At 71.2% G+C, this 22,368-nt stretch carries 18 protein-coding genes; 12 read left to right on the top strand and 6 right to left on the bottom strand.

The features are described 5' to 3' along the window. Positions 1 to 27 precede the first annotated feature (27 nt). Positions 28 to 690: a PAS domain-containing protein gene (locus ACFV9W_RS01055; protein ID WP_385754037.1), complete on the top strand. Its 663-nt coding sequence runs from the start codon at positions 28 to 30 to the stop codon at positions 688 to 690. A 26-nt stretch (positions 691 to 716) separates the two neighbouring features. On the opposite strand, the gene ACFV9W_RS01050 is transcribed toward ACFV9W_RS01055, so the two are convergent. Beyond that, positions 717 to 1,742, bottom strand: coding sequence for a LacI family DNA-binding transcriptional regulator (locus ACFV9W_RS01050; RefSeq protein ID WP_385754034.1), 1,026 nt, complete (start codon positions 1,740 to 1,742; stop codon positions 717 to 719). Continuing rightward, positions 1,726 to 4,176, bottom strand: a complete 2,451-nt coding sequence (locus tag ACFV9W_RS01045; RefSeq protein ID WP_385754032.1) for a glycoside hydrolase family 3 N-terminal domain-containing protein — start codon at positions 4,174 to 4,176, stop codon at positions 1,726 to 1,728. The genes ACFV9W_RS01050 and ACFV9W_RS01045 overlap by 17 nt, the downstream gene beginning before the upstream one ends. 250 nt (positions 4,177 to 4,426) lie before the next feature. On the opposite strand from ACFV9W_RS01045, the gene ACFV9W_RS01040 reads away from it, so the two are divergent. From ACFV9W_RS01040 to ACFV9W_RS01030, 3 genes are read left to right on the top strand one after another with little or no spacing between them, the layout of a single operon-like run. Then, on the top strand, positions 4,427 to 5,767 hold the full coding sequence (locus ACFV9W_RS01040; RefSeq protein ID WP_385754029.1) for an extracellular solute-binding protein: 1,341 nt from the start codon (positions 4,427 to 4,429) through the stop codon (positions 5,765 to 5,767). After that, the gene (locus ACFV9W_RS01035) at positions 5,764 to 6,666 is read left to right on the top strand and encodes a carbohydrate ABC transporter permease (RefSeq protein WP_385754026.1); all 903 of its coding nucleotides are present in this window, start codon (positions 5,764 to 5,766) and stop codon (positions 6,664 to 6,666) included. The genes ACFV9W_RS01040 and ACFV9W_RS01035 overlap by 4 nt, the downstream gene beginning before the upstream one ends. Before the next feature lies 1 nt (position 6,667). Continuing rightward, positions 6,668 to 7,558: a carbohydrate ABC transporter permease gene (locus tag ACFV9W_RS01030; RefSeq protein WP_385754023.1), complete on the top strand. Its 891-nt coding sequence runs from the start codon at positions 6,668 to 6,670 to the stop codon at positions 7,556 to 7,558. Between the two features lie 6 nt (positions 7,559 to 7,564). Here ACFV9W_RS01030 and ACFV9W_RS01025 read toward each other — a convergent pair whose 3' ends face one another. After that, positions 7,565 to 8,989, bottom strand: a complete 1,425-nt coding sequence (locus ACFV9W_RS01025; RefSeq protein ID WP_385754020.1) for an MFS transporter — start codon at positions 8,987 to 8,989, stop codon at positions 7,565 to 7,567. Positions 8,990 to 9,153: 164 nt separating this feature from the next. After that, complete coding sequence (locus ACFV9W_RS01020) at positions 9,154 to 10,596, bottom strand: aminopeptidase P family protein (protein WP_385754017.1); 1,443 nt, start codon at positions 10,594 to 10,596, stop codon at positions 9,154 to 9,156. 132 nt (positions 10,597 to 10,728) lie between these two features. Here ACFV9W_RS01020 and ACFV9W_RS01015 point away from each other — a divergent pair, with 132 nt between their 5' ends. From ACFV9W_RS01015 to ACFV9W_RS00985, 7 genes are all read left to right on the top strand, one after another. Beyond that, on the top strand, positions 10,729 to 11,373 hold the full coding sequence (locus ACFV9W_RS01015; protein WP_385754014.1) for a helix-turn-helix domain-containing protein: 645 nt from the start codon (positions 10,729 to 10,731) through the stop codon (positions 11,371 to 11,373). Positions 11,374 to 11,476: 103 nt separating this feature from the next. Further along, positions 11,477 to 12,670: an NAD(P)/FAD-dependent oxidoreductase gene (locus ACFV9W_RS01010; protein ID WP_385754011.1), complete on the top strand. Its 1,194-nt coding sequence runs from the start codon at positions 11,477 to 11,479 to the stop codon at positions 12,668 to 12,670. Continuing rightward, complete coding sequence (locus ACFV9W_RS01005; RefSeq protein ID WP_385754008.1) at positions 12,667 to 12,990, top strand: (2Fe-2S)-binding protein; 324 nt, start codon at positions 12,667 to 12,669, stop codon at positions 12,988 to 12,990. The genes ACFV9W_RS01010 and ACFV9W_RS01005 overlap by 4 nt, the downstream gene beginning before the upstream one ends. Continuing rightward, complete coding sequence (locus ACFV9W_RS01000) at positions 12,987 to 14,483, top strand: FAD-dependent oxidoreductase (RefSeq protein ID WP_385754005.1); 1,497 nt, start codon at positions 12,987 to 12,989, stop codon at positions 14,481 to 14,483. Before ACFV9W_RS01005 ends, ACFV9W_RS01000 begins: the two co-directional genes overlap by 4 nt. After that, the gene (locus ACFV9W_RS00995; RefSeq protein WP_385754002.1) at positions 14,480 to 15,445 is read left to right on the top strand and encodes a dihydrodipicolinate synthase family protein; all 966 of its coding nucleotides are present in this window, start codon (positions 14,480 to 14,482) and stop codon (positions 15,443 to 15,445) included. The genes ACFV9W_RS01000 and ACFV9W_RS00995 overlap by 4 nt, the downstream gene beginning before the upstream one ends. Further along, on the top strand, positions 15,445 to 16,446 hold the full coding sequence (locus ACFV9W_RS00990; protein ID WP_385753999.1) for a proline racemase family protein: 1,002 nt from the start codon (positions 15,445 to 15,447) through the stop codon (positions 16,444 to 16,446). Before ACFV9W_RS00995 ends, ACFV9W_RS00990 begins: the two co-directional genes overlap by 1 nt. Before the next feature lie 110 nt (positions 16,447 to 16,556). Beyond that, positions 16,557 to 17,945, top strand: coding sequence for an amino acid permease (locus ACFV9W_RS00985; protein WP_385754882.1), 1,389 nt, complete (start codon positions 16,557 to 16,559; stop codon positions 17,943 to 17,945). Here ACFV9W_RS00985 and ACFV9W_RS00980 read toward each other — a convergent pair. Further along, positions 17,933 to 19,276, bottom strand: a complete 1,344-nt coding sequence (locus tag ACFV9W_RS00980) for a 6-phospho-beta-glucosidase (RefSeq protein ID WP_385753996.1) — start codon at positions 19,274 to 19,276, stop codon at positions 17,933 to 17,935. The genes ACFV9W_RS00985 and ACFV9W_RS00980 overlap by 13 nt on opposite strands. Next, positions 19,273 to 20,022 (bottom strand): DeoR/GlpR family DNA-binding transcription regulator, encoded by a 750-nt coding sequence (locus ACFV9W_RS00975; protein WP_385753993.1) that lies wholly within the window; start codon positions 20,020 to 20,022, stop codon positions 19,273 to 19,275. The genes ACFV9W_RS00980 and ACFV9W_RS00975 overlap by 4 nt, the downstream gene beginning before the upstream one ends. Positions 20,023 to 20,188: 166 nt before the next feature. Here ACFV9W_RS00975 and ACFV9W_RS00970 point away from each other — a divergent pair, with 166 nt between their 5' ends. Next, complete coding sequence (locus tag ACFV9W_RS00970; RefSeq protein WP_385753990.1) at positions 20,189 to 22,291, top strand: phosphocholine-specific phospholipase C; 2,103 nt, start codon at positions 20,189 to 20,191, stop codon at positions 22,289 to 22,291. Positions 22,292 to 22,368 lie beyond the last annotated feature (77 nt).

The following is a 22,368-nucleotide window of genomic DNA, read 5'->3' as shown; positions in this document are numbered from 1 at the left end:
GGCGACACTCACGGAGGCGATCAGCGAATGGACACCGGGGGCGTCGGGGACGCGGTGCTGTGGCGCAATCGCGCGATGGTGCTGTTCGACCGGATCCCGATGCCGGTCGCGGTGTGCGATCCCTACGGCGACGTACGCCTTGTCAACGCCGCGTTCGCCCTGGAGTGGGGCACCACCGCGGGCCGCCTCAAGGGGCGCGCGATCCTCGACCTGTTCGTGCCGGTCGACGCCGCGCAGGTCGACCGGATCGCGCAGGCGTTGAGGGCGCGCCGCCGCTCGCGCTACACGGTCGCGGTGGCCTGGCGCGGCGGCGACGGGACGCGGCGCCGCGGCGAGTTGATCGTCGACACGGTGAGCGAGAGCGCGCATCGGGTGCCCGATCTGCTGGTGACGGTACGGGTGTACGACACGGCGGCGGCGCCAGAGCGAACCCCGTCCGCCTCCCCGCCGCCGCACCCGCAGGAGGCGCGCATCCTGGCCCTGCTGGCCGCGGGCGCCACGACGGCCCGCGCGGCCCGCGAGACCGGCCTGACGACCGACGGCGTCACCTACCACCTGCGCCAACTGTCACGCCGCTGGGGCGCGTCGAACCGCACGGAACTGGTCGCGCGGGCGTACGCGGAGGGGGTGCTGGTGGCGGGGGAGTGGCCGCCGAGGATCGCGGCGGAGGTGCGGGAAGACGGGTCGTGACCATGGGCGACCGGCTCCCGCACTCCCTACTGCGCCGCAGGCGCCTCCTGCGGCGGCGCCGTCGACGCCCGTACGACCAGTTCCGTGGCGAGTTCGATGTGGTGGGACTCGACCCGCTCGCCGTTGGCGAGGCGCAGCGCCGTGCGCAGGGCGATGCCGCCCATCTCGCGCAGCGGCTGGCGCACGGTGGTCAGGGCCGGTGCCGCCATTCTGGCCAGGAGTGTGTCGTCGAAGCCGACCACGCTCAGGTCCTCGGGGATGCGCAGGCCGCGGGCGCGGGCGGCCTCGATGATGCCGAGGGCGATCTCGTCGTTGCCCGCGAAGATCGCCGTCGGTGGTGTGTCCAGGTCGAGGAGCGCGGCGGCGCCGAGCATGCCGGCCTGGTGCGTGAACGCCCCGTGCCGGACGTAGTCGGCAGGCGTGGGGGCGTCCACCGCTTCCAGGGCGGCGCGGTAGCCGTGCATGCGGGCCTGGTTGCACACGGCCATGGTCGGTCCGCCGAGGTAGCCGACGCGGCGGTGGCCGAGGTGGATCAGATGCTCGGTCGCGGCCAGGCCGCCGGCGAAGTTCGTCGACCCGACGCTGTGCACCCGGTTGTGCGGCAGGTGCAGCGGGTCGAGGACGACCAGCGGAAGTCCGGCCCGGGTCAGTTCCTTCACATGCGCGGCCGTGTACATGCTGGTGACCGCGATGAGGGCGCGCCGCCCCGCGGACGCGAGGTCCCGGGCCCAGTGCGGGGCGGGTGACGACTTGCTGATCACGACGGAGGCGCCCAGTTCGGCCGCGGCGTCGATGATGCCTTCCAGCGCCTCGGCCGAGTACGTCTTCAGGTCGCCGTTGAACTGCACCTCGATGGTGGGGTTCTTCGCGGCCTCGGTGTGCCGGAAGACGGGGGCCAGGTAGTCGTGCTCGCGCAGCAGCTCCTGCACCCGGGCACGGGTCCGCGGCGCCACGTCACTGCGGTCGTTGACCACCTTCGACACGGTGGCCACGGAGACCCCCGCCTCGCGGGCGATGGTCGCCAGGGTGGTGCGTCTAGCGTGCGGTGGCATCTGCTTCTTCCAGGGTCACGTCCACCGGTGTGGTGAGCCGCCGGTCGTGGCCGATCATCCGGGTGGGGCCCGTCAATCGTACGACAGCCCGGCACGGCAACTCCTGGGACGAGGCGCCGACCTGCACCTCGATGTCGCCGGGTTCGACGATCCGGGTGAGGTCGCGGCCGGTGAACGCGGTCCGGTCGGCGTGCACCCGGAAGGTCACCCGTGCGCTCGCCCCCGGGGCGAGGTCCACCTGCGCGAAGCCGGTCAACTGGCGTACCGGGCGTGCGACTTGGGCGACAGGGTCGCGCAGGTAGAGCTGGACAGTCTCGCGACCGGACCTGGTGCCGGTGTTGCGCACCCGCGCCGACACCGTGAACTCCCCGTCGGTGGGGGCCTCGTCCGTGCTCACGTGCAGGTCCCCGATCTCGAACGTCGTGTACGACCTGCCGTAGCCGAACGGGAACAGCGGCGTCGGGTCGACGCTGCTGATGCCCTCCGTGTGCGCGCCCAGCGGCGCCTGCAGATAGGTACCGGGCTGGCCGCCGGGTCGGCGCGGGATCTGCACCGGCAGTCTGCCCGCCGGCTGGACGCGTCCGGACAGCACCCCCGCGATCGCCGCCGCACCCTCCTGGCCCGGCATGAACGCCTGGACGAGCCCGGCGGCCTGCGGATGCACCTCGCCGAGGGCGTAGGGGCGGCCGGAGAGCACGACGACGACCACGGGCGTCCCGGTGGCGAACAGCTCCGCGAGCAACTCCGCCTGTACGCCCGGCAGCCGGAGGTCCTCCACGTCGCAGCCCTCGCCCGACGTGCCGTTGCCGAACAGTCCCGCACGGTCGCCCACCACCGCGACGCACAGCTCCGCCCCGCGCGCCGCTGCCGCCGCCGCGGCGAAGCCGGACCGGTCCTCCTCGCGTACGTCGCAGCCCGGCTCGAAGACGACCTCGGTGTCCGGGAGTTCGCCGCGCAGCGCCTCCACGACGGTCGGCGCCGAGATGCCCAGCGGCAGCCCGGGGTGGCGGGGCAGCACATGGTTCGGGAAGGCGTAACAGCCCATGAGAGTGCGCGAGTCGGCCGCGCAGGGCCCCACCACGGCGATGCGGCCCGGCGCCCGGCGTCCCGCCTCCGCGTCGACGAGCGGCAGCGCGCCGCCCGCGTCGAGCAGCACGACGGACCGCTCGGCCAACTTGCGGGCCAGTTCCCGGTTCTCCGGCGAGTCCAGGTCCCTCGTCGCGGCGGACGCGGCCGAATCCTCGGGCGTCCAGCCGGGGTCGAGGAGGCCCAGTTCGACCTTCTGGGTCAGCAGGCGGCGCACCGCCCGGTCGAGCAGGGACTCCGCAAGCTCGCCCCGCAGGACCCGGTCCGCCAGGTGCGGGCCGAAGGTGAGCGTGTCCGGCAGCTCCACGTCGATGCCCGCCCCGAGCGCCAGGACGCCCGCCTCGTCGAAGTCGGCCGCGACCCCGTGGAGCCCGGCGAGGAACGCGAGTGACCCGTAGTCGGAGACGACCGTCCCGGTGAACCCCCAGTCCTCGCGCAGCAGTTGGGTCAGCAGCCACGGGTCGGCGCCGGCCGGGACGCCGTCGATGTCGGAGTAGGAGTTCATCACCGACCGGGCGCCGCCCACCGCGATCGCCGTCTCGAACGGCGGCAGGATGACGTCCATCAGCTCGCGGCGGCCCATCGGCACAGGACCGTGGTTGCGGGCGCCGCGGGCGGCCGAGTACCCGGCGAAGTGCTTCAGGGTGGCGATCACTCCCGCGCCCTCCACCCCGCCGACGTACGCGGCACCGAGCACCGACACCAGGTAGGGATCCTCGCCCATCGTCTCCTCGACCCGGCCCCACCGGTAGTCCCGCACCACGTCCAGGACCGGAGCGAGCCCCTGGTGCACGCCGAGCGCCCGCATGTCCCGCCCGATCGCCCCGCCGAGGCGGCGCACCAGGTCCGGGTCGAAGGCCGCCGCCCACGCGAGCGGAGCCGGGTAGACGGTGGCGCCATAGGTGTTGACCCCGGTGAGGCACTCCTCGTGGGCCAGGGCCGGGATGCCGAGCCGGGAGCCCTTGACGACGGTGTGCTGCTGCTCGACCAGGAGGTCCGCGCCGTCCCGCGCGCTCACCGGACGGCTGCCGTACACCCGCGTGAGGTGACCGAGCCCGTCCCGAGCCGCGTCTTCTAGCGGAACACGCCCCGCGTCCTTGAACAGGGCCTCCAGCGGCGCCACTTGGGGCTTCTCGACCGGCTCGTCGCCGGTCTCCCCGGGTGACCCGTCGTCCCCTGCCTCGTGTCCCATGAAGTTGCCGATCCAGCGGCTGCCGAGCTGCGCCACCTTCTCCGCCACCGTCATCTCGGCGAGCAGCGCCTCGACCCGGTCGGGCACGGGCAGTGCCGGGTCCTGCCAGAGTGGCGTGACCTGCCCCGTCCCGGCACGTGAATCAGCCGCGGACATCCGCATCCTCCTCTGCCCTCAGCCCGCAGAACTTCGAAACATTTTCGATGTCTGTCGCGGCTTCCACGAGTGTTGTGTCCGCCCGACGCTACGCATAAGTTCCGTGCGCCACAACGTTCTTGCAGATGCCTTGACAGCCCTGTGGCCGCTACCTAATTTGCAGTCACAGAGCTGAACGTCGGCTGGTTTTCGAAAAGTTTTCACGGCGGCCCACGCGTCGCCGGCGGCTCTCGAGTGCGGAGATACAGACATGGAAATCCCCCTCTCACGACGTCCCGTCTCAAGACGGACCGCCCTCGGCATCGCCGCCGGTGTGCCGCTCTCCGCGGCGCTCGCGGCCTGCGGCTCGTCGGGACCGACCAAGGGCGGTGCGGGAGGCTCGGGCGCCTCGTACTGGTACCTCAGCGGCCAGCCCCAGGAGGGCATCAGGACCGGCGCGCTGGAGGCCTTCAACAAGGCCCACCCCAAGAGCGCGATCAAGGGCACCACCTTCCAGAACGACGCCTACAAGACGAAGATCAAGACCGCCATCGGCGCGGGGAAGGCGCCCACCCTCATCTGGGGCTGGGGCGGCGGAACGCTGCGCAGCTACGTGGAGGCGGGCCAGGTCGAGGACCTGACCCCGTGGTTCGACCAGAACCCCGAGGTCAAGAAGCGCCTGATCCCCACCTCGTTCGGCGCGGCGACCGTCAAGGGCAAGATCTACGCGATGCCCTGCGAGACGGTGCAGCCCATCGTCCTCTACTACAACAAGGACGTCTTCGAGAAGGTCGGCGTGAAGCCGCCGCAGTCGTGGGACGACATCATGGCGCTGGTGCCCAAGTTCAACGCCAAGGGCATCGCGCCGTTCTCCCTCGGGGGCCAGTCCCGGTGGACGAACATGATGTGGCTGGAGTTCCTCTTCGACCGCATCGGCGGGCCCGAGGTGTTCCAGGCCGTCTTCGACGGCGAGAAGAACGCCTGGTCCGACCCGGCCGCCATCAAGGCGCTGACCATGGTGCAGGACCTGGTCAGGGCCAAGGGCTTCATCAAGGGCTTCTCCTCGATCACCGCGGACTCCAATGCCGACCAGGCACTCCTGTACACCGGCAAGGCCGCGATGATGCTGCACGGCTCCTGGTCGTACGGCATCCAGAAGCACGACGGCGGTGACTTCGTCTCCGGCGGCGGCCTGGGCTTCATGAACTTCCCGGCCGTCGAGGGCGGCAAGGGCGACCCGAGCAACACCCTCGGCAACCCGGGCCAGTACCTGTCCATCTCCTCGAAGGCCAGCGCCAAGGAAAAGAAGATCGCCAAGGAGTACTTCGCCAAGGGCGTCCTCCAGGACGCCGAGGTGAAGGCGTGGATCGACAACGGGTCCGTACCGCTCAAGCTGGGCACGGAGAAGCTGCTCGCCGCCTCCAAGGACGCCGACTTCCTCCAGTTCACCTACGACGTCGCCACCAAGGCCAAGGTGTTCAGCCAGTCCTGGGACCAGGCGCTCAGCCCCACGGCGGCCGAGACACTGCTCGACAACATCGTGAAGCTGTTCCAACTGTCCATCTCGCCCAAGCAGTTCGCCGCCAACCTCAACGAGGTCATCGGGAAATGACCGCGCTCACCGCCCACCCGCCCCGTCGCGGCCGGCGCAGCATCCTGCCGTGGCTGACCGTGCCGGCGCTCGTGGTCTTCGTCGGGTTCGCCGTCGTCCCGCTCGTCGGTGTCTTCGTGCTGTCCTTCACCACCTGGGACGGAATCGGCGCCATCCACCCGTCGGGGCTGACCAGTTGGCGGTCGGTGCTCACCAACCCCGGCCTGCCGCACGCGGTGCTGGTGACTTTCGGGGTGATGATCGCGTCCTGGGCCTTCCAGACCCCGATCAGCATTCTGCTCGGCACGTTCATGGCGGGACGCCAGCGCTACCGGGCGGTCCTCGGGGTGGTGTACTTCATCCCGCTGCTGCTCAGCTCCGCCGCGATCGCCGTCGCGTACAAGGCGCTGCTCAACCCCACCTTCGGGCTCGGCGCGGGCCTCGGGGCGGACTGGCTCAGCAAGGACTGGCTGGGACGGCCGGGACTCGCCTTCGGCGTCGTCATCTTCATCGTCTCCTGGCAGTTCATCCCGTTCCACTCGCTGATCTACCAGGGTGGTGTGCAGCAGATCCCGAAGTCCCTCTACGAAGCAGCCGAGTTGGACGGCGCCGGACGGATCCGGCAGTTCTTCAGCGTCACGCTGCCCCAGCTGAAATACACCATCATCACCTCGTCGACGCTGATGGTGGTCGGCTCGCTGACCTTCTTCGACCTGATCTACGTCCTGACCGAGGGCGGGCCGGGGGACGCCACCCGGGTGCTCGCGCTCGACATGTACAAGCGGGGCTTCCAGGCCAACCTGATGGGCCCGGCCAGCGCCATCGCCGTCATCCTCGTCCTGGTGGGTCTCGCCCTGGCCCTGCTGCTGCGCAGGCTCGGGGGCCGGGACGCCGGTGAGAGCCAGCTCGAGGGGGCCTGACATGACCACCATGCTGACCAAGCCGCAACCGCAGAAGACCGACCACCGCGAGCGGCGCCGCACCCGCTCGGCCACCGGGCGGCGCAACTGGGCCGGGGGCCTGGCCGGCTGGCTCTGGCTCGCCGTCGTCGCCGTCCCCCTGTACTGGACGCTGATCACCAGCCTCAAGGACCAGAGCAACTACTACGCGGGCAACGCGCTGCTGCCGTCGGGCGACTCCACGCTGGCCAACTACCGGCTGGTCATCGAGTCCGACTTCGGCCAGTACTTCCTGAACAGCGTCGTGGTCGCCGTCGGAGCGGTGGTGCCCGCGGTCACGTTCTCCTTCATGGCCGCGTACGCGATCGTGCGCGGCTGGCGCCTGCGGTTCCTGCGCGCGGCCAACGGCCTGTTCCTCATGGGCCTCGCCATCCCGCTGCAGGCGACGGTCATCCCGATCTACCTGATCATCATCAGGCTGCATCTGTACGACAGCCTGCTGGCGCTCGTCCTCCCGTCGATCGCCTTCGCCATCCCGCTGTCCGTGCTGGTGCTGTCCAACTTCATCCGGGACGTGCCCAAGGAGCTGTTCGACTCGATGCGGGTCGACGGGGCCACCGAGTGGACGACGCTGTGGCGGCTGGCGGCGCCGCTCACGCGGCCCGCCATCGTCACCGTGTCCATCTACAACGGGCTGACCATCTGGAACGGATTCCTACTGCCGCTGATCCTGACCCAGAGCCCGGACAAGCGGACCCTGCCGCTCGCCGTGTGGTCCCTGCAGGGCCAGTACCAGGTCAACGTCCCGGCCATCCTGGCCGCCGTCGTCCTCACCACGCTGCCGATCCTGATCCTCTACGCGATCGGCCGCAGGCAACTGCTCAGCGGCCTGACGGCCGGGTTCGGCAAGTGACGGCGGTTACGCCGGGCCCTCGCCCGCCTCCAGCGCCCCCAGGTCCACGTTCTTCGTCTCCTTGCTGCACAGCAGCGCGACGAGAGTGAGGAGCGCCATCGCCGAAAGGTAGACGCCGACCAGCCACGGAGAGCCGTCGCCCGCCTCCCACAGCGCCACCGCGATGAACGGGGCGACGGCCGCGCCGAGCACCGAGCTGACGTTGTACGAGATGCCGGAGCCGGTGTAGCGCACGGACGTCGGGAACATCTCCGGGAGCAGCGCGCCCATCGGGCCGAAGGTGAGGCCCATCAGCGTGAAGCCGAGGACCAGCCACAGGACGACACCGAGCGTGCCGAGACCGATCAGCGGCACCCACACCAGGCCGAAGACGAAGATGCCCGCGGTGATCCACGAGAGCGTCTTGCGGCGGCCGAACTTGTCGGCCAGCGGACCGGAGACGAGCGTGAACACGGCGAAGAAGACCACGCCGAAGATCAGCATCAGTACGAACGTGGTGTAGCTGTAGCCGAGGCCGGGCACGGTGGCGTCCGTCGCGGTGCGGCCGTAGCTCAGCGAGAACGTCGTCATCAGGTAGAAGAGCACGTACGTCGCCAGCATCGCGAAGGTGCCGAGGGTCAGCTGCTTCCAGTGGTGACGGAACACGGTCGCCAGCGGCAGCTTGCGGACCTTCTTGGTCTCCTGCGTCTTGGTGAAGACCTCCGCCTCGACGAGGCGCGTCCGCACCCACAGGCCGACCGCGACCATGACGGCCGAGAACAGGAACGGGATCCGCCAGCCCCACGACAGGAACGCCTCGGAGGGCTGCGAGGGGTCGGCGCCCGCGGCGGACGGCAGCAGAGCGGCGATGACCAGGAAGAGACCGTTGCCGATGATGAACCCGAGCGGCGCGCCCAGCTGCGGGAACGTGCCCCACAGCGCCCGCTTGCCCGGCGGCGCGTTCTCCGTGGCGACCAGCGCCGCGCCGCTCCACTCGCCGCCGAGCGCGAAGCCCTGCGCGATCCGCATCAGCACGAGGAACGCGGTGGCGACCCAGCCGATCGACCCGTACGTGGGCAGCACGCCGATCAGGAACGTGGCGATGCCCATCGTGAGCAGCGAGACGACCAGCGTCTTCTTGCGGCCGAGCCGGTCACCGAGGTGCCCGAAGAAGGCCGCGCCGATGGGGCGGGCCACCATCGCCGCGCCGAACACGGCGAACGACGACAGGAGCGCGGTCGTGGGGTCGCTGCTCGGGAAGAAGAGCGCGGGGAAGACGAGTACGGCCGCGGTCGCGTAGACGTAGAAGTCGTAGAACTCGATCGTCGTCCCGATGAGGCTGGCGATCAGGACCCGCGAGCGCGGGTTGACCGGCGCGGCCGGATTCGGGCCGGAGGCGGGTGACGGCGCGGCGGAGTTGGCAGGTGCCGGGCCGGTGGCAGAAGCGGACATCTTCGGTCAGTCCCAGGGCGTGTTGCGGTGTGCGTCCACCGGCGCACGAACGCCGGCGACCCTCGTACCGGTCGGACGGTACGAGGATCACAACCCTGCCATGTGTCTCACTCACCGGTAATCGGTGTTCGGTATATGAGACACATAAGGAACGGGCGGTTGGCCTACTCCGCCATCCAGCGTTCCAACCCCGCCGCGTCCAGCGGCAGTTCGCCGGACAGCGCCTCCGAGCCGGCCTCGGTCACCAGGATGTCGTCCTCGATGCGCGCCCCGATGCCGCGCAGCTCCGGCGGCACCGTCGTGTCATGGGCGTGGAAGTACAGGCCCGGCTCGACCGTGAGCACCATGCCCGGCGCCATCCGGGCACCCTGGTACGCCGCGTAGTCGGCGCGGGCGCAGTCGTGCACGTCGAGGCCGAGGTGGTGGCCGATGCCGCACACCAGATAGCGGCGGTGGTGCTGCCCCTTGGGGGAGAGGGCCTCGTCCACGGAGACCGGCAGCAGCCCCCAGTCGTCCAGGCCGCGCGCCACGACCTCCATCGCCGCTGTGTGGAAGTCGATCCACTCCCGCCCCGGCCCCACGGCGTCGAGCCCGGCCCGGTGTGCCCGCTCCACCAGGTCGTGCACGGAACGCTGGGCGTCGGTGAAGCGGCCGGAGGCCGGGAAGGTGCGGGTGACGTCGGCCGTGTAGTAGCTGCGCGTCTCGACACCCATGTCCAACAGCACCGCCGCGTCCTCCGCCACCGGCCCGTCGCAGCGCACCCAGTGCAGGGTCGCGGCGTTGCGGCCGCTGCCCACGATGGTGGCGTAGCCGGGGCCGTTGCCGTACGTGCGGGCGTAGCGGTCGAAGGTGCCCTGCAGCCAGCGTTCGCCGCCACCGCGCACGGCGGCCGGGAACTCGCGCACCACGGCCCGGAATCCCTCGACCGTACGGTCCACGGCCTCGCGCAGCTGCCCGATCTCCCACGCGTCCTTGACCATGCGCAGTTCGGAGAGCGCCCGGCCGAGGTCGGCGGAGGCGGCCATTCCGTGCCGACGGGCCGTCCCGGCGTCGAGCGGCCCGGTGAGCAGCGGCCCCTGCGCGGCGCACGCGGCCAGCGCCTCATCCAGCGAACCCAGCGGTGCCGTCTCAAGGCCCAGCGCCGCGCGCCAGTCGTCCAGGCCTGGCGCGGGGCCCACCCACAGCTCGCCGTGCGCAGCGTCCGCGAAGAAGCCGGGCTCGCCGGGGCGGGCAGGCGGCGGCAGATACAGCACCGCGTCATGACCGCCGGGCGCCGGCCGCAGCACCAGGACGGCGCCCTCGATCGCACACCCGGTCAGCCAGTAGAAGTCGCTGTCCGGCCGGAAGTCGTACGCGGTGTCGTTGCTGCGCACCGGCGCCCGCCCCGCGGCGATGACGAGCGGCCGACCGGCGAACTCCGCACCGAGCCGCACCCGGTGCGCGGCGGCGGCCTCGGCGGCGCCCGGCACGGTCGGCGGCGTACGGTCGGCCTCGTCCCAGCCCTGCCCCATGTACGCGGTGAAATCCGGCAGTTCGGCCAGCCGTGGCATGCGCGGGTCCGGGGTGCTGGGGCGGGGGACGGAGCTGCCGAGGGTCGTGTCGGTCATGCCGATTCCACTTCTAGTCAGTGCTGTTGCGTCGGCGTCGGGCATGAACGGGAAACTGTTCGGAACACCAAACGCTTCGTGCGGCATAGTGTTCGGCAAAGCGAACGCTGTCAAGGGAGTCAGGGAGAGGCTATGGACGTTCCTCAGGAGTCGGTCCGTGACATGGTGGCGGCCAATCTCCGCCGCGCGCGGACGCGGCGCGGCCTGTCGATCTCGGAGCTCTCGCGCCGCTCCAAAATTGGCAAGGCGACGCTCTCCCAGCTCGAGTCCGGCACCGGAAACCCCACCATCGAGACGGTGTTCAGCCTCTCGCGCGCCCTGGAGATGCCCGTCTCCGACCTCCTGGAAACGCGGGCGCCCGGCGGCCTGACCGTCGTGCGCGCCAAGGAGGTCGAGGTGCTCAGGGGCGAGGGTGTCGACCTGCGGCCGCTGCGCCGGATGACCTTCGGCGACCTGGTCTTCGAGGTGTACGACCAGGTCGTACGGGCCGACAGCAGGCAGGACTCGCTCGGCCACGTCGGCACCGAGCACACCATCGTGCAGACCGGCCGGCTCCAGGTCCGCGTCGACGGCGACGAGGTGGAGCTCGGCCCCGGCGACTACGTCGGCTTCGACGCCACGCTCCCGCACTCCTACACGGCGCTCGACGGCGACGTGCACTCGGTGCTGCTGCTCCAGTACCGCCCGCACGAGCACGCCCACTTGGGAATCCCGCACCCCGGGACAGGGGCCGGGACAGGGGTCACTGCCGGGACCGCCGGGCCCGAAGGTGAATGACCCCCGCAAGTATTTTTCGATCACCCTCAGCACATCCGTTGACACTCCCTGAAGGGCCGTCCTAGCCTCCTCGCTGTTCGATGAAACGAACGGAGGCGGTTCGATGCACGGAACACGGGCGGTCATTCTCGGAGCCGGAATCGTCGGAGCCGCCTGTGCGCGGGAGTTGGCCCGCGAGGGCTGCGCCGTCACGGTCGTCGACCGGGGCCGCCCCGCCGCCGCGACCACCGCGCACGGCGAGGGCAACATCCTCGTGTCCGACAAAGGCCCGGGCCCCGAACTCGAGTTGGCGCAACTGTCCGGACGCCTGTGGCCGCGAATCATCGACGAGATCGCCGAACGGGACGCGGACGTACGCGACTTGACCGAATGGGACCCCAAGGGTGGAATCGTCGTCGCCACCACCGACGGCGGCGCCCGCGAACTCACCAAGTTCGCCGAGTCCCAACGCGCGGCAGGAGTACGGGCGGAGACCCTGGACGCCGCCTCCCTCGCCGCCGCCGAACCGTACGTCACCCGCGACCACACAGCCGCGATCCACTACCCGGACGACGCCCAGGTCCAGCCCTCCGGCGCGGCCGCCGCACTCCTCGCCGACGCGCTCCGCGCAGGCGCCACCCTGCGCAGTCACTGCGAGATACAGGACGCGGTCACCCGCTCCGGCCGCCTCACCGCCGTCCGCACGACCGACGGCGACCTCATCGAGGCGGACCTCTTCATCAACGCCGCGGGCCCCTGGGCGGGCGAACTGTCCACCCGCCTCGGCGCCCCCGTCGACGTACGCCCCCGCCGCGGCGACGTCCTCGTCACCACACCCCTCCCGCCCACCGTCTTCCACAAGGTCTACGACGCCGACTACGTGGGCGCCGTCGGCAGCAGCGCCGAGGACCTCCAGACCTCCGCCGTCGTCGAGGCCACCCGCGGGGGCAGCGTCCTCATCGGTTCGTCGCGCCGCCGAGTCGGCTTCGACGACCGGCTCCGCCCCGACGCCCTCTCCCCGATCGCCGCCAAGGCGCTGCGCCTCTTCCCGGCCCTCGCGGACGTACCGATCATGCGCGCCTACGGCGGCTTCCGCCCCTACGTACCCGACCACCTGCCCGTCATCGGGCCCGACCCGCGCCTCGCCGGACTGTGGCACGCGGGCGGCCACGAAGGCGCGGGCATCGGCCTGTCCGTCGGCACCGCACGCCTCGTGCGGGACCTGCTCCTGGACCGGCCCACCGAGATCGACGCGACGCCGTTCCGGGTCGACCGGCCGGCCGTCCTGGGAACCACGGAGAAGGGGAGGGCGGCATGAGCCCACGACGCGTACCGGCGGCCACGGACGCCGTCGGGCGGCGCGAGACACCGCTCACGATCACCGTCGACGGCGAGCCCGTCGCCGGGATCGTGGGCCAGTCCATCGCGGGCATCCTGCTCGCATCCGGCCGCCGCGCCTGGCGCGCCGGCCGATCCGGCGCGCCCCGCGGCGTGTTCTGCGGCATCGGCGCCTGCTTCGACTGCCTGGTCACGGTCGGCCCCGAACGCGACGTACGGGCCTGCCGCAGGCGGGCGCGGGACGGGGACGAGGTGCGGACGCAGACACGTAACAACCCCACCCCGACGGAGGCCACATGACACGCCACGTAGTGGTCGTGGGCGCTGGACCCGCAGGGCTCGCCGCCGCCGACGCCGCGCTCGGTGCGGGCGCCCGCGTCACCCTGATCGACGAGGCCGAGCAGCCCGGCGGCCAGTACCACCGGATGCTCCCCGAGGCCTACGCCGCCGAACACCCCGAGCGCCTCCACCACGGTTGGCGCGCCTTCGACGAGCGCCGCCGCCGCGTCCTCGCCCACCCGCGCTGCACCTGGTGGTCCGAGACCGCCGTGTGGGCCCTGGAACGGCCCGACCCGGCGGAGCCGGGACCGCCGCGCGTGCACGTGCTGCGCGGTCCGGTCGACGGGGGCGGTCGGCAGCGGCAGGCGCTCGACCCCGACGCGCTGGTGCTCGCGGTCGGCGCCCACGACCGCGTACTGCCGTTCCCCGGCTGGGAGTTGCCCGGCGTGTTCACCGCGGGCGCGGCGCAGGCGCTGGCCAAGGGGGAGCGCGTCGTGGTCGGCGACCAGGTGGTCGTGGCCGGGAGCGGGCCGTTCCTGCTGCCGGTGGCCGCGTCGCTGATCGAGGCGGGGGCGCGGGTGCGTGAGGTGCTGGAGGCCAGTACCTCGGGGACCCTCGCGCGTGGCTGGGGGCGGCGGCCCTGGGAGCTGGCGGCGCAGGCCGGAAAGGCGGCCGAACTCGCTGAGTACGGTGGACTGTTGACCCGGAACCGGGTTCCGTACCGCACCGGACGTGCTGTCGTCGAGGCGCGCGGGGACGGGTGCGTTGAGGAGGTCGTCACCGCTCGGCTGCGCGCCGACTGGTCGGTCGTGCCGGGCAGTGAGCGCACCGTGGCCGTCGATGCCGTGTGCGTGTCGCACGGGTTCAGCCCGCAACTGGAGCTGCCGGTTGCCGCCGGGTGTGCGCTGCGTGCCGCCCCGGCCGGGGAGTTCGTCGAGGTGGACGGCGACCAGCGCACCACCTGCCCCAATGTGTACGCGGCCGGGGAGATCACCGGGATCGAGGGTGCGCCCGCCGCTCGCGTGGAGGGTGCGCTCGCCGGGTGGCTGGCCGGAGGCGGAAACCGGAACATCGCCAAGGTGCGGCGGCTGCGGACCAGCCGTGACCAGGGGCGTGTCTTCGCCGCCCGCCTGGCCCGGGCGCATCCCATCGGGGCGGGCTGGACCGGATGGATGCGGCCCGAGACCGTGGTGTGCCGGTGCGAGGAGACGGACTACGCCACCGTGTGCCGCGCCGCCACCGACGAGTCGACCGCCGCCCCGCGCGCCGCCAAGCTCGCCACCCGCGCCGGACTCGGCCCCTGCCAGGCCCGGATGTGCGGACCCACCGTCGCCGAGATCGGGGCACGGCTGCGGGGGCCCGGAGGCGAGGACCGTGACATCGCGGGTCTGCCTCCGGCCAGTGAGCACCGGCGGCCCGTCGCCCGGCCGATCCGCCTCGGCGATCTGGCCGCCACCCCCGAAACCACTTCCACGTTCCCTAGTAACTCCCGTACAGAGGAGAGCAGTTCATGAGCGGAAAGAAGCAGCAGAAGAAGGGTTCCACCGAAGGTCTCGGTCTCGGTGGTGTCGTCGTCGCCACCGCCCTGCCCTACTCCGGGGACGCCTCCGCGCCCGCCGGGCTCGCCGTCGACTACGACCGGTACGCCGAGCACTGCCGTTGGCTCGTCGACAACGGCTGCCGCGGCGTCGGCCCGAACGGCTCGCTCGGCGAGTACTCCTCCCTCACGGACGAGGAGCGCCGGAAGGTCGCCCGTACGGCGATCGACGCCGTCGGCGACGACGGTGTCGTCGTGGTCGGTGTGCACGGGGTCGGGTCCCACCAGGCGAAGCACTGGGCCGAGGTCGCGGCCGAGGACGGCGCCGACGGTGTGCTGTGCCTGCCGCCCACCCTGTACCGGGCCAACTCCCGTGATGTCATCGACCACTTCGAGGCCGTCGCGTCCGTCGGGCTGCCGGTCATGGTCTACAACAACCCCTTCGACACGAAGGTCGATCTCACGCCGGATCTGCTCGCGGAGATCGCGCGGATCGACAACATCGTCGCCGTGAAGGAGTTCTCCGGTGATGTGCGGCGGGTCCTTGAGATCAAGGAGAAGGCGCCGTCGTTGGAGATCATCAGCGGGGCTGACGATGTGGTGCTCGAGAGCCTGTTGATGGGGGCCACCGGGTGGTTCGCCGGGTTCCCGAACGTGTTCCCCGCCGAGTCCGCCCGGCTCTACGACCTGGCGCTCGCGGGCAAGCTGGAGGAGGCGCGGGCCCTGTACGAGCCGCTGGTCGCCGCCTTCCGCTGGGACTCGCGCACCGAGTTCGTGCAGGCCATCAAGTTGGGGATGGAGCAGGTCGGCCGGTTCGGCGGGCCCTGCCGTCCGCCGCGCGGGGCGCTGCTGCCCCAGATGCGGGAGCAGGTCGAGGCGGACATGGCCCGCGCCATCGCCTCGCTGGAGAACTCCTCGCAGCAGCAGGGGGCGCTCTGATGCGGTCCGTGCGCACCCTGAGTGCCGTCGACTCGCACACCGAGGGCATGCCCACCCGCGTCGTCACCGGCGGCGTGGGCCCCATCCCCGGCGACACCATGGCCGAGCGGCGCACGTACGCCATGGAACACCTCGACGAGCTGCGCCGGTTCCTCGTCGACGAGCCGCGCGGCCACTCCGCGATGAGCGGCGCCGTCCTCCAGCCGCCGACCCGTCCCGACGCGGACTGGGGTGTCCTGTACATCGAGGTCAGCGGCTTCCTGCCGATGTGCGGGCACGGCACCATCGGCGTCGCCACCGTGCTTGTGGAGACCGGGATGGTGGAGGTGAGCGAGCCGGAGACCGTCGTCAGGCTCGACACACCCGCCGGGCTCGTCGAGGCGCGGGTCGGCGTGCGGGACGGTGTCGCCGAGCAGGTCACCCTGCGCAATGTGGACTCCTTCGCGCTTGAGCTCGATGCCACCGTGAAGGTGCCCGGCTACGGCGAGGTCCGCTACGACATGGCGTACGGCGGGAACTTCTACGCCATCACCGAACTCGACCAGCTCGGCCTGCCCTTCGACCGGGCCCGCAAGGACGACATCCTCAAGGCCGGGCTCGCCATCTCGGATGCCATCAACGAGCACAACCGGCCCCGGCACCCGCTCGACCCGGTCATCGGCGGCTGCAAGCACGTGCAGTTCCTCGCCCCCGACTCCACCGCCCGGCACTCCCGCAACGCCATGGCGATCCAGCCCGGCTGGTTCGACCGCTCGCCGTGCGGCACCGGCACCTCGGCCCGGATGGCGCAGCTGCACGCGCGCGGCGAACTCCCGCTGCACACCGAGTTCGTGAACGAGTCGTTCATCGGCACGCGGTTCACCGGGCGGCTCGTCGGTGACGCGAAGGCCGGTGAACTCGACGCCGTCGTACCGGAGTTCTCCGGCCGGGCCTGGATCACCGCCACGGCCAACTACCTCCTCGACCCGAGCGACCCGTTCCCGCACGGCTTCGTGCTCTGACACACCAGGGCCGCGCACACCTCCCAGGAGTCACCGTGTCCCGTACGACAACCACCAACCCACCCCGCGACCCGGCCGGGCCAGGCGGGGGACTCCTCTCGCGCGCCGGGATCTTCCGCCTCAAACCCGTCGACGACTCGGAGGAGGAGACCAGCGGCGGGCTCAAGCGCACGATGGGACTGTGGCAGCTCGTCGCGCTGAGCCTCGGCGGCCTGGTCGGCGCGGGTGTCTTCTCGCTCGCCGGCGTCGTCGCCAACGAGGACGCCGGGCCCGGCGTGATGCTCTCGTTCCTCATCGCCATCGTGGCCAGCGGCGCGGCCGCCCTCTGCTACGCCGAGTTCGCCGGCACCATACCGAAGGCGGGCTCGGCCTACACCTACTCCTATGCCGCGCTCGGCGAGTTCGTCGGCTGGGCCATCGGCTGGGACCTGCTGCTCGAGTACACGGCGATCGTGGCCGTGGTCGCCATCGCGGTGTCCGGATACTTCTCGTACATCCTGGAGCATGTGGGCATTGATGTGCCGACGTGGATGCTCGGCGCCCCTGGCACCGGGGCCGGGCATCGCGTCGACCTGTTCGCGCTGCTGCTGTGTCTGCTGCTTGCCTTCGTGCTGTCCCGTGGGACGAAGGAGTCGGCGCGGTTCGAGACGATCCTTGTTGTTGTGAAGCTCGGCATCGTCGCGCTCGTCGTCGTCGCCGGGGCCTTTCACATCAAGTCCGGGAACTACACGCCGTTTCTGCCCTACGGGGTCGGCGGCGCGTTCACCGGAGCGGCCACCGCGTTCTTCGCCGTCTACGGGTACGACGCCATGAGCGCCGCCGCGGAGGAGAGCGCCGAGGCGAAGAAGGTGCTGCCGAAGGCCATCATCGTCTCGCTCGGCATCGCCGCGTTCGTCTATCTCGCGGTGTGTGTCGTGCTGCTCGGGATGCAGAACTATCGGGACATTGATGTGGCCAGTCCGTTCTCCAGTGCCCTGGGGGCGGTCGGGCTCGGCGGACTCGGGCTCGTCGTGGCCGTCGGTGCCGTCATCGGCATCACCACCTCTGCTTTTGCCAACATGCTGGCAGTGTCCCGGGTCTGGTACTCGATGAGCCGCGACGGGCTGCTGCCGAAGTACTTCGCCCGCAACCACCCGCGCAGGCACGTGCCCACGCGGGTGATCTGGCCGGTCGGCATCGGCTCCGCGCTGATCGCCGGGTTCCTGCCCATCCGGGAGGCCGCCGACCTCACCAATATCGGCATCCTGATGGCGTTCATCGTGGTGGCCATCGCTGTTGTCGTGCTGCGGAAGACGCGGCCCGAGCTGCCGCGATCCTTCCGTACGCCGCTGGTGCCGTGGGTGCCCGCGATCGGTGTCGCGTTCTCCGTGTGGCTGATCAGCCACCTGGACCGGGTGACCTGGGCCCGGTTCGCGGCGTGGATGCTCCTCGGGGTCGGTGTCTACGCGGCGTACGGCTACCGGAACTCGGTCGAGCGCCGCGACGGTCAGCGCAGGTAGGCCAGGCCCGGGTGCGCCTCCCGGTACGCGTCGACCAGGCGGCGTGCCACGTTCGCCGAGTCCACCAGCGGATGCAGCGCGAACGCCTTCACCGCCGTCGCCCGCGATCCCGAGCGGGCGGCGGCGAGGATCTCGCGCTCGACCGCCTTGACGGAGGTTACGAGGCCCGTGGCATGCCCCGGCAGCGGGTCGACGGCGACGGGGTGCGCCCCGTTGGCGTCGACCAGGCACGGCACCTCGATCACGGCGTCCGCGTCGAGGGCCGAAAGGGCCGTGCGGTTGCGGACGTTGAGGATCAGCGTGGTGCGCTCGTCACGGGCGATGGCCCGCATCAGGTCGAGGGCCACCTTCTCGTAGCCACCGGACTCGGTGAGGGAGGCCTCATCGCGTTCGCCCGCGCCGGCCGCCTCCCGGTTCTCCGCCATGTACGTGGCCTCGCGCTCGGCCCGCGTGGCGTCCCACGTCTTGAGCGGCGGGGCCGCCGGGTCGCGCATCCGGTCGTAGAACCGGGACTGCTGGACGTGCAGGAACGCGCCGCGGGTCGCCTCCGCCTCCTGGTAGGCGTGCACCGCCTCGCGGTTGAAGTAGTAGTAGTGCAGATACTCGTTGGGAATCGAGCCCAGCTCGCGCAGCCACTCCGCGCCGAACAGCTTGCCCTCCTCGAACGAGCCGAGGAGGGTGTCGTCGGCGAGGAGGCGGGGGAGTTCGTCGCGGCCGTTCACCTTCAACCCGCGCAGCCAGCCAAGGTGGTTGAGACCCACGTAGTCGACCCAGGCGTTCTGGGGGTCGGCGCCGAGCGCCCGCGCCACGCGCTTGCCGAGGCCGACGGGGGAGTCGCAGATGCCGATCACGCGGTCGCCGAGGTGCGTCGAGAGGGCTTCCGTGACCAGGCCCGCCGGGTTGGTGAAGTTGATGAACCAGGCGTCCGGGGCGAGTTCGGCGACCCGCCGCGCGATCTCCTCGACGACCGGCAGCGTGCGCAGCCCGTACGCGAGCCCACCCGCGCCGACCGTCTCCTGACCGAGGACGTCCTCCGCGAGGGCGATCCGCTCGTCCGCCGCGCGCCCCTCCAGGCCGCCCACCCGGATCGCCGAGAACACGAAGTCCGTGCCGCGCACCGCCTCGTCGAGGTCGGTGGTGACGGTGACCTTCGGCGCGTCCGGCACCCCCTCGGCCTGCTCGGCAAGGACCCGGGAGATCGCGTCGAGGCGCTGCCCGTCGAGGTCGTACAGCGCGACCTCGGTGACGCGGCCCTCCGCGTGGTCGGTGAGCAGGGCCCCGTACACGAGCGGCACCCGGAATCCGCCGCCGCCGAGAATCGTCAGTTTCATACCTGCACTACTTTCACGCCGGCCTCCGTGAGCGCCGCACAAGTGGGCGCGGGCGCGGAGGAGTTGGTCACGAGGACGTCGAGGGAGTCGGGGCCGCACACCTTGGCCATGCCGGTGCCGGGGAACTTGGAGGAGTCCGCGAGGAGCACCGTGCGGTCGCTCGCCGCGATCATGGCCCGCTTGACCGGGACCTCCACCACGGTGGTGTCCATCACCTGCCCGTCGGGGCGGACGCCGCTGGTGCCGAGGAACAGCCAGTCGGCGTGCAGCTGGCGCAGGTTGTCCTCGGTGAGGAAGCCGACCAGGGAGCGGTACTCGCGGCGCACCATTCCGCCGAGCAGCACCAGGCCGATGCCGGTGTCGTCGGCCAGCTCCTCGTACACCACGAGGTTGCTGGTGATGACGGTGAGGCGGCGGCCGTGGAGCTGTCGGGCCAGGCGGTACGCGGTCGTGCCGATGTCGAGGAGGACCGACTGGCCGTCCGTTATGAGGGATGCCGCGTGCTCGGCGATGGTGTCCTTCTCGGGGACCCGCACCTGCGCGACCTCGGAGAAGGGCTGGTCGCCCTCCTCCATGACGGCGCCGCCGTGCACCCGGGTGAGGAGGCCGTCCTCCTCCAGTTTCACCAGGTCGCGGCGGATGGTCGCCGGGCTCGCGGTGAGCTGCTCGGCGAGCTCGGCGACGGACGCGGTCCCACCGGAGCGCAGCGCACGCAGGATCAGGTGGTGTCGTCGCTCAGCCAGCATGCGGCGCACACTACTCGTCAATTTCGATCGATTCCATGCTCATTTTTGTTCAGAGCTTGATTGTGCGGCGGTGGCATGAGTTCATCCAGTGCTCACCATCCGTACCGACCGTGCTCGTAGCGTCCCGGCGTACCGTCCTCCCCACTCTTTTCCAGGAGCCGACGACATGACCAATCCGCTCACGCACCCCGTGTCCCGGCGCCGCGCCCTCGCCCTCGGCGGAGCCGTCGCGGCGGGCTCCCTGCTGCCGCCCTCGCTGCAGCAGGCCCTGGCCGCCGAGCCGCCGGCCGGCGGGCTCGACGCCATCGAGCACGTGGTGATCCTCATGCAGGAGAACCGGTCCTTCGACCACTACTTCGGCATGCTGCGCGGCGTCCGCGGCTTCGGGGACCGCAACGCCGTCCACCTGCCCGACGGCAAACCGGTGTACGAGCAGCCGGACGGCCTGAAGAGAGTCCTGCCGTTCTCCGTGCGCGCGGCCGCCAAGGCACAGCAGCACGACCTGCAGTACATCGACGCCCTCAACCACGACTGGAACGGCGGCCACAAGGCCTGGAACAACGGCTGGATGAACCAGTGGGTCTCCGCCAAGACCGCGGCGACCATGGCGTATTACGACCGCTCCGACATCCCGCTGCAGTACGAGCTCGCCGACACCTTCACCATCTGCGACGCCTACCACTCCTCCATGCACAGCTCCACCAGCCCCAACCGCAACTACCTGTGGAGCGGCAACTCCGGCGACGAGCCGGGCGGCGGGCGCGCCATCGGCAACGGCGCCTACGACGAGGGCACCCACAAGGGCTACGCCTGGCCCACCTACGCGGAACTCCTGGAGAAGGACGGCCGCAGCTGGCAGACGTACACCGAGTGGGAGAACTTCACCGACAACCAGATCGAGTTCTTCGCCTCCTTCAAGGCGGTCGCCCGCAAGGCGCTGGCCAAGACCGGCGGGCACACGTACATGGAGTCGTTCTACGCCCTGGTCCGCAAGGCGGACGACGCCGGTGACACGGCCGAGCGGGAGCGGCTGCTCGGGCTCCTGGAGGAGGGGGTCGACGTCCTCACGGCGGCCGAGCGCAGCCTGTTCGAGCGCGCCCTGCGCCGCGTGCCCACCGGCACCCTCGCCGAACGCTTCGCCGAGGACGTCGCGGCAGGGAAGCTGCCCGCCGTCTCCTACCTGGTGCCGTCCGCGGTCGACTCCGAGCACCCCAGCGTCTCCGTGCCCGCCGCGAGCGCCAGCGTCCCGTACAAGGTGCTCGACGCGCTGGCCTCGCACCCCGACGTATGGCGCAAGACCGTTGTGCTCATCAACTACGACGAGAACGACGGCTTCTTCGACCACGTCCCGCCGCCCGCGCCCGAGCCGGGCGACCCCGACGAGTGGTGGCAGGGCCGGCCCACCGGGCTCGGCATCCGTGTGCCGATGCTCGTGATCTCGCCCTGGTCGGTGGGCGGCTATGTGTGCTCCGAGCTGTTCGACCACACCTCCGTCAACCGTTTCCTGGAGAAGTGGACCGGCATCGAGGACCCGAACATCACGCCGTGGCGTCGCAAGATATGCGGCGACCTGACCTCCGCGTTCGACTTCGACACGGCCGAGAAGCAGCCCGCTGTGGAGTACCCGGGCCCGGTGCCGCCCGCGTCCGCCCGCTGGAAGCCGGTGCCGCCTGCCGAGCAGAAGATGCCCGTGCAGGAGCCCGGTACCCGGCCCGCGCGCCCGCTGCCGTACCAGCCTGACGCGTATGCCCGCCTGAACGACGGCCGGGTCGAGGTCACCCTCTCCAACACCGGAGCTTCCAGCGCCCACTTCGCGCTCTACCCGTACGAGGGCGAGTTCGACGTGCCGCAGCACCGGGACGTCTCCGGCACCCGCGCCCTGAGCGTGACACCGGCCAAGGACCACTACCGGTTCACCGTCACCGGGCCCGGCGGCTTCCGCCGCGAGTTCGCGGGCCTCGCCGCGTCCACCGCCGAGGTCACCTCGTCCGTCCGCGCCAAGACCCGCGAGCTGCGCATCACCCTGGCCAACCACGGCACCGAGCCCAAGGTGTTCACCGTCCGCCCGCAGGCCTACGTCCGCGCGGCCGACGCCGCACCGCTCACCCGCCAGGTCCGCGTCGCGCCCGGCGACAGCACCACCGTGACGCACCCGGCCGCGAAGTCCCACGGCTGGTACGACCTGATCGTGCGCTGCGAGGACGAGCCCGACTTCGCGCGGCGCCTGATGGGCCACATCGAGAACGGGCGGCCCTCGGTCTCCGGCTGACCCGAGGGCCGACCCGAGGGGCGTGCGGGAAAACCGATCGCCGGGCCGGGCGTGCGTGGCTACGCTCGGCCCGGCCA

The sequence above is a fragment of the Streptomyces sp. NPDC059897 genome, from assembly GCF_042730865.1.
Taxonomy (GTDB): Bacteria; Actinomycetota; Actinomycetes; order Streptomycetales; family Streptomycetaceae; genus Streptomyces.
Note: the sequence above shows the minus strand (reverse complement) of the source record. Positions and strands in the feature narration are given on the sequence as shown.

What these genes read in the sequence shown, in the direction of transcription:
- ACFV9W_RS01055 (WP_385754037.1), top strand. Translation starts at nt 28, where the DNA reads ATGGACACCGGGGGCGTCGGGGACGCGGTGCTGTGGCGCAATCGCGCG.
- ACFV9W_RS01050 (WP_385754034.1), bottom strand. Translation starts at nt 1,742, where the DNA reads ATGCCACCGCACGCTAGACGCACCACCCTGGCGACCATCGCCCGCGAG.
- ACFV9W_RS01045 (WP_385754032.1), bottom strand. Translation starts at nt 4,176, where the DNA reads ATGTCCGCGGCTGATTCACGTGCCGGGACGGGGCAGGTCACGCCACTC.
- ACFV9W_RS01040 (WP_385754029.1), top strand. Translation starts at nt 4,427, where the DNA reads ATGGAAATCCCCCTCTCACGACGTCCCGTCTCAAGACGGACCGCCCTC.
- ACFV9W_RS01035 (WP_385754026.1), top strand. Translation starts at nt 5,764, where the DNA reads ATGACCGCGCTCACCGCCCACCCGCCCCGTCGCGGCCGGCGCAGCATC.
- ACFV9W_RS01030 (WP_385754023.1), top strand. Translation starts at nt 6,668, where the DNA reads ATGACCACCATGCTGACCAAGCCGCAACCGCAGAAGACCGACCACCGC.
- ACFV9W_RS01025 (WP_385754020.1), bottom strand. Translation starts at nt 8,989, where the DNA reads ATGTCCGCTTCTGCCACCGGCCCGGCACCTGCCAACTCCGCCGCGCCG.
- ACFV9W_RS01020 (WP_385754017.1), bottom strand. Translation starts at nt 10,596, where the DNA reads ATGACCGACACGACCCTCGGCAGCTCCGTCCCCCGCCCCAGCACCCCG.
- ACFV9W_RS01015 (WP_385754014.1), top strand. Translation starts at nt 10,729, where the DNA reads ATGGACGTTCCTCAGGAGTCGGTCCGTGACATGGTGGCGGCCAATCTC.
- ACFV9W_RS01010 (WP_385754011.1), top strand. Translation starts at nt 11,477, where the DNA reads ATGCACGGAACACGGGCGGTCATTCTCGGAGCCGGAATCGTCGGAGCC.
- ACFV9W_RS01005 (WP_385754008.1), top strand. Translation starts at nt 12,667, where the DNA reads ATGAGCCCACGACGCGTACCGGCGGCCACGGACGCCGTCGGGCGGCGC.
- ACFV9W_RS01000 (WP_385754005.1), top strand. Translation starts at nt 12,987, where the DNA reads ATGACACGCCACGTAGTGGTCGTGGGCGCTGGACCCGCAGGGCTCGCC.
- ACFV9W_RS00995 (WP_385754002.1), top strand. Translation starts at nt 14,480, where the DNA reads ATGAGCGGAAAGAAGCAGCAGAAGAAGGGTTCCACCGAAGGTCTCGGT.
- ACFV9W_RS00990 (WP_385753999.1), top strand. Translation starts at nt 15,445, where the DNA reads ATGCGGTCCGTGCGCACCCTGAGTGCCGTCGACTCGCACACCGAGGGC.
- ACFV9W_RS00980 (WP_385753996.1), bottom strand. Translation starts at nt 19,276, where the DNA reads ATGAAACTGACGATTCTCGGCGGCGGCGGATTCCGGGTGCCGCTCGTG.
- ACFV9W_RS00975 (WP_385753993.1), bottom strand. Translation starts at nt 20,022, where the DNA reads ATGCTGGCTGAGCGACGACACCACCTGATCCTGCGTGCGCTGCGCTCC.
- ACFV9W_RS00970 (WP_385753990.1), top strand. Translation starts at nt 20,189, where the DNA reads ATGACCAATCCGCTCACGCACCCCGTGTCCCGGCGCCGCGCCCTCGCC.